The organism is Enterobacter sp. SECR19-1250, from assembly GCF_013391025.1.
GTDB lineage: Bacteria > Pseudomonadota > Gammaproteobacteria > Enterobacterales > Enterobacteriaceae > Enterobacter > Enterobacter cloacae.
The window spans coordinates 1-11,011 of sequence record NZ_JACASJ010000129.1 but is presented as its reverse complement, the minus strand read 5'-3'; the positions used below and the strand labels follow the sequence as shown (position 1 = coordinate 11,011).

Annotated in this window: 9 protein-coding genes and 2 pseudogenes; 3 read left to right on the top strand and 8 right to left on the bottom strand. The window is 49.3% G+C overall.

What is annotated here, in order from left to right:
- Positions 1-152 precede the first annotated feature (152 nt).
- Complete coding sequence (hokD, locus tag HX884_RS23080) at positions 153-308, top strand: type I toxin-antitoxin system toxin HokD (protein ID WP_001352007.1); 156 nt, start codon at positions 153-155, stop codon at positions 306-308.
- A 116-nt stretch (positions 309-424) separates the two neighbouring features.
- Here the strand turns inward: hokD and HX884_RS23075 are convergent, their stop codons facing one another.
- The 8 genes from HX884_RS23075 to repA form a co-directional block, all read right to left on the bottom strand.
- Positions 425-934 carry a hypothetical protein gene (locus HX884_RS23075; RefSeq protein WP_039022248.1) on the bottom strand — a complete coding sequence of 170 codons (510 nt, stop codon included), beginning with the start codon at positions 932-934 and terminating at the stop codon, positions 425-427.
- A gap of 11 nt (positions 935-945) precedes the next feature.
- On the bottom strand, positions 946-1,365 hold the full coding sequence (locus tag HX884_RS23070; RefSeq protein WP_306173224.1) for a hypothetical protein: 420 nt from the start codon (positions 1,363-1,365) through the stop codon (positions 946-948).
- A 197-nt stretch (positions 1,366-1,562) separates the two neighbouring features.
- A complete protein-coding gene (locus tag HX884_RS23065) occupies positions 1,563-2,378 on the bottom strand; it encodes a hypothetical protein (RefSeq protein WP_023338079.1) in 816 nt (271 codons plus the stop codon).
- A gap of 9 nt (positions 2,379-2,387) precedes the next feature.
- On the bottom strand, positions 2,388-3,977 hold the full coding sequence (locus HX884_RS23060; protein ID WP_023338078.1) for a hypothetical protein: 1,590 nt from the start codon (positions 3,975-3,977) through the stop codon (positions 2,388-2,390).
- A 60-nt stretch (positions 3,978-4,037) separates the two neighbouring features.
- Positions 4,038-5,744, bottom strand: a complete 1,707-nt coding sequence (locus tag HX884_RS23055; RefSeq protein WP_009446764.1) for a hypothetical protein — start codon at positions 5,742-5,744, stop codon at positions 4,038-4,040.
- Positions 5,745-6,008: 264 nt separating this feature from the next.
- Positions 6,009-6,974, bottom strand: a complete 966-nt coding sequence (locus tag HX884_RS23050; RefSeq protein WP_023338075.1) for a ParB family protein — start codon at positions 6,972-6,974, stop codon at positions 6,009-6,011.
- Entirely contained in the window at positions 6,971-8,176 is a 1,206-nt protein-coding gene (locus HX884_RS23045; RefSeq protein WP_000817632.1) for an AAA family ATPase, read from the bottom strand. The genes HX884_RS23050 and HX884_RS23045 overlap by 4 nt, the downstream gene beginning before the upstream one ends.
- Before the next feature lie 399 nt (positions 8,177-8,575).
- A complete protein-coding gene (gene repA / locus HX884_RS23040; RefSeq protein WP_001076427.1) occupies positions 8,576-9,436 on the bottom strand; it encodes a replication protein RepA in 861 nt (286 codons plus the stop codon).
- A 469-nt stretch (positions 9,437-9,905) separates the two neighbouring features.
- On the opposite strand from repA, the pseudogene HX884_RS23035 reads away from it, so the two are divergent.
- A pseudogene (locus HX884_RS23035) lies at positions 9,906-10,163 on the top strand (transposase); the annotation flags it as partial.
- Between the two features lie 67 nt (positions 10,164-10,230).
- Positions 10,231-10,953 (top strand): annotated as a pseudogene (locus HX884_RS23030) (IS30-like element IS30 family transposase); the annotation flags it as partial.
- Between the last annotated feature and the right edge of the window lie 58 nt (positions 10,954-11,011).

Genomic DNA, 11,011 nt, shown 5'->3' with positions numbered 1-11,011 from the left:
TTGACATATCAGGGACTATTCCATTTCATCGTCCAACAAAATGGGTGCAGTACAGTCCTGCAAGACGCTTAACATTAATCTGAGGCAATATCTATGCTTAGCATACGTAGATTATGCCTCTTACCGACCAAAAGGTCAAGGAGAAGCAGGCTATGAAGCAGCAAAAAGCGATATTAATCGCTCTGATCGTCATCTGTTTAACCGTCATAGTGACGGCACTGGTAACGAGGAAAGACCTCTGCGAGGTACGAATCCGAACCGGCCAGACGGAGGTCACTGTCTTCACAGCCTACGAATCTGAAAGGTAAGAGACCTGCCGGGGAGAGATCCCCGCCACTCTTCGTGTGTCAGGTATCCTCAATGCACCCTTTCCTCTCCAAATAAAAAAGCTCCCGAAGGAGCTTTAAAATACAAGGGATGACTCTTAATCCCAATCAATCCAGTTGTAGACGATACGAAGTGACGGGCGCACAGCAGCAGTCACATCTTCGGTACTAAAGTCGATTGCATCACTGTAGATTTTGCAGTCCAACATTTCAATTGTTGTAGCAGCTTTTGTCACAGCGTTAACCCCGGAAGATTTGGATTCAGGGGTAGCAGCCATCGTGATATCAACATAGTCTTTCTCTGCAATGCGATCCTTAATGAACTGAAGAATATCGCCTTCGATAGTCTCCACGCACTGGACCTGGATTTCCCCAGAGTTTCGAATTGGACCGTGCTGGTTGAACTTCACACCATTCGGACCATAGTCCTCCACATCCTCGCGGGTCATTTCAGGAATTTGCGATGTGCGAACCAGTACGCTGATATCTTCATGGCCTGCAAAAGTGAGCTGGAATTCAGAAGATACCAGTCGTTCGCCTTTGGCCGCGTTGGCAGTATAGCGGCCCTTAATAAATTTACGGTTTCCCTTAGTGTTATTGTGCCCCATATAAAATCCTTTTACTGGAACGCCCGAACAATATCGGAGCTGTTATATATCGAAGAACCGGTCAACTGGAGGTTGACGGTGTTTTTCAGGAAATGCCCATTACTATCCCTGGGGGCATCGAGATCGAAACTAAGGTCCTGGATAGCGACATCAATGATGTTGATCCGGCGACCAATGTTTAGCGTCACACGCTCCGGGATTCGACCACCAATACTAGCGTCTTTAAGTTCCGGGCTAATCATTGCTGACAACGCGGCGATAGCACCTGAAACTTCCGTATATGGGTTAAACAAAGCAATGAAAGTTACTGGCAGCGTGAAAGTCGGCGGTGTCCCCCCTTCCCAAACCATTAAGCTGTTCCAACGGGCAACTGACGTTGTTTCAGTACCAACCTGCGCAAAACCACTGAAGGCACCAGCAACAGAACCCATAGACATACCGGTAAACGGCGCTTCCCAATTCTGGGCCAGATTCATTGCCGCCCCCTGGCTGATATATCCGGTAACCTGGTACTGAGAGTTCGTTAAAGTAACTTTCAGAAATGGCGATACACCGTCAGCCTGGCTGTAAACCCCAAAAGGTATAGGTGCCATTCAAGTTAAAGGCCGGAGTTCTCCGGCCTCCTCCTTTAGCCGAGGCGCTTACGGCGCAGTTTCATTGACTTTTTGCGGGCCAGTTTTGCCGCGCCGGTCTGGGCTTTACGACGCGCTTTTTTCAGCGCCGATTTTTGAGCCGCAGTCAGACGTTTTTTACGCAGACGTTTACGGATGAGCTTGATCTCACCGTTACGAACAACCTTCTTAAATGCTTCAGTCAGCATTTCATCAGAAGTGCCAGCAACAACAAACGCCGCTTCCAGTTCGTCGCGGTCGTCGCTATCCAAACCAGCGATAGCGGAACCAACATCAGCAGCTGCGTCGTCGTCTTCATCGTCGGTCAATGCTTCGATCAGGTCATCATCTACACCGCATGCTGCGAGGAAGTCAGCAACATTTGCCCATGCTTCGTTATAGGCATCGTCCTGTTCTTCTGTAACTTCGGTATCGTCGTCGTCAGAGATACCAGCGATAGCCTGAACGAAACCATCAAGGGAGTCGAAAGTCAGATCACCGCTATCAGCCCAGGCGAAAACGGCATCGGCCGCATTACTCAACGCATTCTGCATAGCACTTCGATTTGCAGCTTCCAGAATCATCTTGTGCGCCTGTTCGACGGTCCATTCTTTACCTTCTTTTCCTTCCAGGATTTGCTCAGGTGCCGGGTCAGATTGAACGTTCTCGTTAATCTGTGCCGCCGGTTCCGGATTATTATTAATCACCGGTTCGGTTGGCGGTTGGGCACTTACACGGGCAGATTCCATCAACTGCACCGGATCAGCGTTCAAAGCGAAACGGGACAGTCCATTCCCCAAAAATGCCCCGGATTGAAAAAAGTTTTTGCTCATTGTATTCCCTTACTTAATAAGCAGCGGTACGCCATGGATACGACGGGCTACGCCAGTCGGGCAGCAGGCCCAGACTACTTCCCATTTATCGAATTCCGCCTGCGTAACTTTCAGCACATACGGTTCTGTACCGTCAGCATCAGGATCACGAGGAGCCACCAGAGCGCCGGAGGCGACAAAGCGATCTAAAAGTTTGGTCATCCCTTTAGTCAGGCCAGCCGCAGTAATACCGTCCGGGCTATGCTTCATCTGTCGGGCTAACTGGACAAAGAAACGGCTGATTGCATTCATCAGGGATGGGACGTGCTGGAAGTGCAGATAGTTATCCTGCGTGCAGCAAGTTAAAGCATCGTCGATGATCATCTGGCCAGAGGTGCCAACAGATACTTTATTGAGACGGCCCTTGACCATTGCTTCTTCGTCCGGGGTATCTTCCGGATACAGCGGTTGAATTGACGCACGAGCAATGACGGCACGTTCTTCACCAGCCGGTGAGTAATGCCAACCGCCGACATCAGAGTTTTTCTTGACGCCACGAGCTTTCGCCGCATACGCCGCGCCAGACAGACCGAAGACCACACGGGATTGGGTCCATTTGTCTTTGCAGGAGAACGGGAAGTGATAGACAGCACAGCTTACATAATCGGTACCAAGTAAACCGGTATCTTCAACAGCAGAGATCGCTTCCGTGTACGTCAATGTCGGTTTGACATCAAAGAAGCCATCAATCAGGCGATCTGCACAGATTTTACCTAATGCGGTGATAGCCGCATTGTCATAGCAGCCCAAGCCAAGAACAGCGGTGTACATGTACGGCGCATTATTCAGCACTTTCACCGCACGCAGGTACGCAGCGGTTGAGATTTTCGACTGATCACCGTTGGTACCACCAGTGAACGCCAACGATTTTTTGTTTGTTACTTTCGCTGTAGAAATCAGATCTTCATTAACAACCGCGCGCAGATATTTAGAACGGGCTTCCAGAGCCGTAGGCAGATAACACAAGCGGCCCATGTCATCTTTCGCTTCTTCCACCAAAGACACAGTGTGTGTCTCCAGGGTCGTTACCACACCGAGCGAAGTCGTCTGGGTTAGTTTTAAGAGGAAGCGTTCATTACCCGCGCTGTCCGCTGTTGCCGTTTCGATGGTTAACTCACGGGTAGGTGAAATACACGGATCACCATCATCAACGTAGATAGCAAAGGCTTCGCCGCTATCAAGTTCAATTTCAGAACCATATGGCAACGCAGTGTAAGCCGGTTCGCCTGATTCATCGAACATAATAATCGGGAACTTCGCATCATCCGGAACAGCACGGACAACATAACCAGACGTTTGCTGAATAGCTTCGTACACATGGCGAATTGGTTCGAACTGTGAGCCGGAAGACGGCTTCAGCGGTTCGCCGAGAACATCTTCGTAATTGGACTCAGTAACCGCAAGAACAGTAAACGGCTTGCCACGCGCAAATACGCCAATACCAGCCCACAAGCTGCTATTTAATGCAACACCGGTAGATAACGTCGCATCGGCATTGATCGGGCTAACCGCGACGCCGGATGCATTACCTAATGACTGTTGAATTGAATATTGAGACATAACTTTCCCTGTTATGCGCCCCGCACGGGGGCGCTATGTTAAACGGAGAACTTCCCCTGATTACTCAGAGTCACCGGCATCAATCGTGTCGCCGCTTATAAAGTTAAGCCCGCCTTTTTTGGCCATTGTCAGCGTTACACGAGTGAAGTAATCAGCGCCGTTGCGTGGGTGCATATCGTTGATAGCCGAACCCCACAGTGTGGTACGGTTGACCAGCGCCGGAGTGGTCGGATGCTGGAACGGGATAGCCGGGACAGCATCACCAGTCACGAAGCCTGCTTTACCCGGATTTTCATCACGGACGTAGCACAGCACATCCATCGAGCTGAACTGAATGTTCTCTGTCGTTAAGTTCTTACAAATACCAGCAGGTACTTCGTACACTTTTACGTTACCGAACAGGGTACCGATGTAGTGAACATACGGAGTCTGGATATAGTCTTCGGCTGGCTGGAAGAAATCCTTCGGCAACTGTTTGAAGAAAGATGCTGCATCAGCACCAGCAAACATCCCCATCGCACCAGAAGATTTAACGCGCTCAATAATGTCGCGATATACAGTCTGGAATTTGCCACGAATGATGGTTGCCCATACATCAAAGGACTGGTTAACCGGCAGAGCGATGTCAAAGGTGTCGGTCGCAAGAGTGCGCCAGATCATGATGCGAAGACGCAGCATATCCTGTTCATGAGACAGGTATTCCTTCAGGGTGCGGAACTGTAGGGAACCCAGGTCCAGACCAAATTCACGCTGTGCTTCATACGCCGCCTGTACCGTGTGCTCAGCCGCGATAACGAACTGACTTGGGAACAGGGTGTATTTCTTCATTTCGTGGTTGATCAGCGGGATCAGCTCAGGAGCGGCTTCAATATTGATTTCCGTCTCAATTGCGATCTCAGTGCCTTTATCCGGCGCTTTGGAGAACGACAGGGCAATCTGACCAATGTTGTAGTTCAGAGAGCAGGTAACAGTGATTTGCTCACCAGCAGCATTAGTAAACGAGTGAAGTAGGCTGCCGGAACCGTTATCAACAACAGACTTAATACGGTTAACGTAGATGTTAGTGCGACCTTTTCGGATTGGTACATTCTGGCCTTCGAAGTCTTCCATCTTGAAGGTTGCGGTTTTGCTGGTGCCATCGGAGCTTGCCACCAGCACATAGCGGCGGCGTAACTGGCTGTACACACCGACGGATTGCATGTCCAGAACATCACCAGCAGCATAAGAACCAAAAGAGGAACCTGCCACGTTAAAGACTTCATAGATGTCGGACTGGTCACGCGTAACCGGAATGAAGGTACACGCATCAGCGGTAGCTGCCCCCAACTGAACAGGCAGGATCATCGCGAGGAATAAAGGCAGACGCATAACACCGTCAGAAACGCTCATCATCTCTGCTGCGACGGATTCCAGCATCGCTTTATTAGTGGCATCCATGCTATTGCGGGTGGACTCAATCAGGCAGTTTTCCAGCGTCTGGTGGCAGGAGGCCAGAATTTCCGGACGCGGCATAGATTTATGTGCTGCGGCGTAGTCAGCCAGTGCACTTGCCCACGCGGTAGCAATTTGAGCGGTGGCATTATCAGAGATACCCGCAAAAATTGGGTCTTTACGTGCAGCTTCAAGGATAGATGCGGCACGCGCGGCATCATCTTTGATGAATTGGTTATCAGTACCGAACTGTGCTGTACTTGCCCAGCCAAGAACGGCTTTAGAGCGTTTTGCGATATCTGCAATACGATTCTGGTATTCGCGTAAGTTACTCAAGTTACTCTTCCTTAAACACAAGGCACTTGTGTGAATCCCTTTTCGGAAGAGATTTTATTGAAAGTCACTTGTTGACTTTCTCGCGAAAAGTAATTTTTTAAATTTTTTGTGCGGGGAAGTGGACGGTGAATGCAGGCGTTAAATCGTGGGAATTTCAGTCTGAAACCCCCCCTAAAAACACATGCAAATCATAAGGTTAGCAATGAAATCGGTGCGGGACATTTTAGGAAGGGGAGGGGCTAACACCACCTCCCACCAGCGGGATTATTCCCCAGCAGACATTTTCCCAATGATTTTTTTTATTGCTTCGTCAATTTCAGTTTGCACTTCAGACGGGAGTCTGGAGAACTCGTAGGCGACAACCCGTTTTTTCGGATCGGACTTCTTTCGAGCATATTGGCGACGGTCAGAGAAGTCTCGCAGCTTCTCAACCACCACAGATTTAACCGGCGCGGGCTTCAGGCTTTTGCTTTCCGCTTTGAAGATAGCCAGTATCTTCGCTTTATCCTCTTTCGCGCCCTCAGTCTCTGCAATTCGCTCGCGCACCGTATCAACCAGATCTCCAATCGGTACGTTTTTGGCGTTAGCATCTTCGGAGATCTGGAGCAGCAACTGGTAATCAGGCAGGGCGAGATCGCTGGCAACAGGGAAGACAGCAATCATCTCATCCGGCACCGCCGCAGCCTGGAAAGCTCGCGTCACTTTAGCCTTTGAGATGTTCTCAGCTCGGGCGATCTCTTCTTTGGTCATATTCTTGCCGTACATAACCTCGAAGCGTTTACCCAGCTCGCGCAGAGTGTGTTCGCGGGCTGTCTGGATATCAATGGCCAGCTGGCGGGCATCCGCCAGGCTGATCTCATCTTTCGTCACCAGAATCTCAAATTTCGTTTCATTGAAGATACACGCAGCGCGGCGACGTGATCCGTCCAATACCTCAATGCGCTCCCCAACCATACGACCGATAGCCGGGAAGAACTGTTGCAATTTAATGGTGCGGGAAATATCGCTTACCGACTCAGGGGTGAGCAGAGACTGATCGCGGCCGTTAACTGCCGGGTCAACGAACGTGCGCGACTCAATCTCACCACTCAGCACAACGGTAAGCAAAAATTTAGCCTGGCGACCAGATTTTAGGGTAAAGGTTTTGGTGCCTTCACTGCCTTCAAGCATGCGAGCAAACTCGGAGCTATTCTTGCCCAGCACTCGTCCACGGGAAACTATTTTTTTCATGCCGCCTCACCCCTAACAAACTCAATTCGATCAAACACAGCCTTAGTGAAACGCTCGGCCTCGGTTCGTGCCTTCTTCAGCGCCTCTGCACTGCCTGGATACGATTGCGGGTTGGCACTGATTACGGTGTCGAAAGACTCGCCGCATCGCTCAAAGCCATCCAGACGAGGCAGAGAAGAGTCCAGAATGTTGCTGGCGTAAACCTCACGCGCAAGGCTGTGTGATGTCTCGTGATCGCGCTTGCCGGTCATCTTCGACATAAAACCAATGCTGGCGCTCAAACGCGGTTCTACGCCTTCCTCCTCCAGTTGCTCCAGCATTTCTGGCAGACGGGTGAGATATTTCAGTGTTGAGTGGAAGTCAACCTGGGCTGGTGGGGTAGGGGTAAGCAGCAAATCGCTGGCCGCCAGACCGTTGAGCAGGAACGGATCCAGGTGTGGACCGGTATCAATAAAGATAAAGTCATAATCATCCGCAACACGATCAATGATATTGCGTCGAAGGATTTCGTACTGATTTTGTCCGGGAAGATGCTCTTCAACCAGCTCTTTCCATTGGCTGGCAACAAAGCCATCGTCGATAGAGGCTGGAATCACGTCTACGCCAGGAACGATGGTCGGACGAATCACCTCTTTGCGTAGCGTCTCCGCGTCCAGGTCGTTCAGCATCGCCTGCGCGGCGGTTTCCAGGATGGAACCAATACTGTGAGTATGGTCGAGGAACATTGTGCTGGATGCCTGAGGGTCAAGGTCAATTACCAGAATGCGCAGATCGTGACGCAGTAAATCCTGATGCACACGCAGAGCGTGCGCCAACGTTACTGTGGAAACCGTTTTGGATACGCCACCCTTCAGGTTTACGACAAAAATAACGTAAGGCGATTTGTGAATGTCGCGATATTTGGGGATCTTACGGTGGGCATAGATATCAATGACGTTCTGGATGGTCAGCGCGTACTGTTCAACGTTACCGACCTGTTTCTTGTTGAACTGGTACCCATCATCTTCCATCTCTTTGATGGCCTGCTCCACAATGCGGCGGCTCAGCTTCGGCAACTTTGCCACAGCGTTACGAGTGAACGTCTGATAATACTCGGTCTGATTGAACTCTTTACGCTGATCTTCAATATCCTGACTCATGGCCTTAAGTAATGCGCTTGCACGAAGAGCTATGGTGCCGACACCGCCGTAATCGCGTTTCATCATCATCTCCTTATCATTTCGTATGAGTGAATTGTACGTTTGATTCTGCTACGTGCAACTTTTTTTGATTCGTGCGCCAATTATTGCACGTAAAGAAATGGCGATGAGGTTATTAGATGTGTGCTGGAGGGATGATGCAGGACCAGAATGTGCGATAGAGGGAAGTCGCATTGAATTATGTGCTGTGGAGGGATCGCTGGTATCAAATATGTGTGCTGGAGGGAAAGATAGAAGATTAGATGTGCGCTGGAGGGAAACTTGGATGGTTAGATGTGTGCTGGAGGGAATGTCTGGGCAAACTGCGTGGCGCAACCCTCCAGCGCACACCAAAAACAGGAAAATGGGCAGGCATTCCCGGCAGCGCACATTTTTCAAATGCAGCTGCCCTCCAGCACACACTTATTCGGGAAGTTTCAGCTTTGGATTGCGAGAATGGACGATTACAAAACTTTCCCGGCCTTTCTTCTCAATTGAACAGTCGAGATAGCCGATTGTTTTAAGCTGTTCTATCGCTTTCTTAATGATACGGTTTTGCTCGCCAACAGCTGACTGCAAAGCCAGGCGCTCACGGATTCGCGCGAACGATAGCGGCAACGGGTTCTGCGGAAGGCTTTCGATGAAAGTGTAAATGGCTTGTGCAGCTTCTTTCTTCGGAAGGGCACGCAAGGCGTGGTGTTGCAACAGAACGCGATAATCAAGCTGGAACAGCTCCCACAGCTTCGAATCAGCCTCCAGTTCTATCAGATCAAGGTCAGCATCAAAACGCCCGACCTTCAGCAGACCAGTCTGATAGCCGCCTTTAGCATCTTTTCCGCGCTTAAAAGCGATACCCTTGTTACGCAAGCGTCCAAGTGATTCATGAATGGTTAAACGCAGTTTCGCATCCAGACGTTTTGAGGGGAAACCACAGGCTTTAGCGAATTCCTGAAACGATAACTGGATGGTGTTTGAGGACAAGCCGTATTTGCTGAACGCGTAGATGACACCGATCCACGTTTTGAAATCAGTATCCATATCGAGTCGAGGACCGGTGATTTTAATATCATCGTAACCCTCGGCTTTAGCTATCTCCAGCTGGGAAAACGCTTTGGTGGCATCAATCTCTTTACTTTCTCCTTTGCTCTTTGATGGCTTCGGCACGAATACCCCCAAACGCATCAACGCTACAGGCTGCACAGTGTTGTTTGAATTAACTGTTAGTTCTTTTGCCTTACTTTCAATGTCTGCGTAAAGAATATCGGATATAAAAGATTGATTCATATTGCTTTTTCCGAATTATGTGGATAGTTTTTATCAGTGATGATAACTACCCTGGCTTTCCCGTCAGCACACATCCTATATCCCGCCAGCACACATTAGCAACCCGTCAGCACACATTTTTTTCCCTCCAGCGCACATCGTTTTCCCTCCAGCACACATCGCGAAAGGCTTCTAAGCCAGACGGGACGCGGCCTACGACGATCAGGGATCTATATGGATCTAATTGGGATCTGTATGGACCTGATTATTGGATCTATCCAGTGGATAATGTGGATAAGTGAAAAAACCGGCCAACGTAGCCGGTTGGAAGGGAGTCGTATTATTCTACGCTTTCGATGAGAAGACCGTGTTCATAGCATTTAAGCTCATCGCCCTCGTACAGGAATTGGTATCCAATTGAAGTGGTTTACTGAATTTGGCCACCTGAACAGAGGTGATATGCTCACCTCAGAACAACACAGGTGCCATAATGAAAAAAAGAAATTTCAGCGCAGAGTTTAAACGCGAATCCGCTCAACTGGTCGTTGACCAGAACTATACCGTGGCAGATGCAGCCAGCGCTATGGATGTCGGCCTTTCCACAATGACGCGATGGGTGAAACAATTACGTGATGAGCGGCAGGGAAAAACACCAAAAGCCTCCCCCATTACCCCGGAACAAATTGAAATCCGTGAGCTCAGAAAAAAGCTACAACGTATTGAAATGGAAAATGAAATATTAAAAAAGGCTACTGTAGATTCAATTGGTCAACGCAACAGTTATGTGAAAACATGGGGTTGCGGAGGTTTTTTGAATGAGACGAACATTTACAGCAGAGGAAAAAGCCTCTGTTTTTGAACTATGGAAGAACGGAACAGGCTTCAGTGAAATAGCGAATATCCTGGGTTCAAAACCCGGAACGATCTTCACTATGTTAAGGGATACTGGCGGCATAAAACCCCATGAGCGTAAGCGGGCTGTAGCTCACCTGACACTGTCTGAGCGCGAGGAGATACGAGCTGGTTTGTCAGCCAAAATGAGCATTCGTGCGATAGCTACTGCGCTGAATCGCAGTCCTTCGACGATCTCACGTGAAGTTCAGCGTAATCGGGGCAGACGCTATTACAAAGCTGTTGATGCTAATAACCGAGCCAACAGAATGGCGAAAAGGCCAAAACCGTGCTTACTGGATCAAAATTTACCATTGCGAAAGCTTGTTCTGGAAAAGCTGGAGATGAAATGGTCTCCAGAGCAAATATCAGGATGGTTAAGGCGAACAAAACCACGTCAAAAAACGCTGCGAATATCACCTGAGACAATTTATAAAACGCTGTACTTTCGTAGCCGTGAAGCGCTACACCACCTGAATATACAGCATCTGCGACGGTCGCATAGCCTTCGCCATGGCAGGCGTCATACCCGCAAAGGCGAAAGAGGTACGATTAACATAGTGAACGGAACACCAATTCACGAACGTTCCCGAAATATCGATAACAGACGCTCTCTGGGGCATTGGGAGGGCGATTTAGTCTCAGGTAGGCTTTGTTGAATAAATCGAACTTTTGCTGAGTTGAAGGATCAGATCACGCATCTTC